Source organism: Rickettsia endosymbiont of Culicoides newsteadi, from assembly GCF_002259525.1.
Lineage (GTDB): Bacteria > Pseudomonadota > Alphaproteobacteria > Rickettsiales > Rickettsiaceae > Tisiphia.
Window position 1 is genome coordinate 1 of the sequence record NZ_MWZE01000182.1, and the last position, 663, is coordinate 663.

The following is a 663-nucleotide window of genomic DNA, read 5'->3' on the forward strand; positions in this document are numbered from 1 at the left end:
TACCCGATAATGCAAGAAAAAAATAATATATAACAGCAAAAAAATCGAATGCAGTCATGTATCCGGCTTATAGTTAATAAATTACTTTAAATTTACCCTATAGCCCTGATGGAATTCGCTGGCTTACAAACTTATACTTATCATTTCATCGACTTCTAACGAGCCATTGACTATTTCAGTTTTCTCGTAAGCTAAGGTTCGTCTTATTTACCATCAATATTATCATTCTTTCGCATATTCCGGATTAGAATCTATTAAATTTCTATTTACCTATAATATTATCTCGTCAACAACTAGTTTGTACCAATTCTTTAGCTACAAACTTTACTCTCGGTATAATCATTGCCTGAACTGAGTACCGCAAACACCACCCTTGCTAGTTTGTTAGCTACTGCAACAGTTGTTTTATTATGCCCATTTCGTTCAGATAAATTAAACATCCACTCGGTAAACTTGCTATAATCTTTTTTAGATTTTTGCTCTTCCGTGGTAAATCTTATTTTACTATTCAGTACTGCTCTTGCTCCTTGAATCAACAAAGTGCGTAAATATATATCACCTCTTTTACTAATGCCAAGCAACTTATCTTTGCCACCACTAGAATGTTGCCTTGGTACTAATCCTAGCCATGCTGATAATTGCCTGCCATTTTCAAAACAACTA

General features: G+C 33.9%; 1 protein-coding gene. It reads right to left on the minus strand.

The genetic code is table 11. The features are described from left to right. Window positions 1-311: 311 nt before the first annotated feature. Window positions 312-663: transposase (locus RiCNE_RS07165; protein WP_133062978.1), on the minus strand; the 352-nt coding region annotated here is incomplete at its 5' end.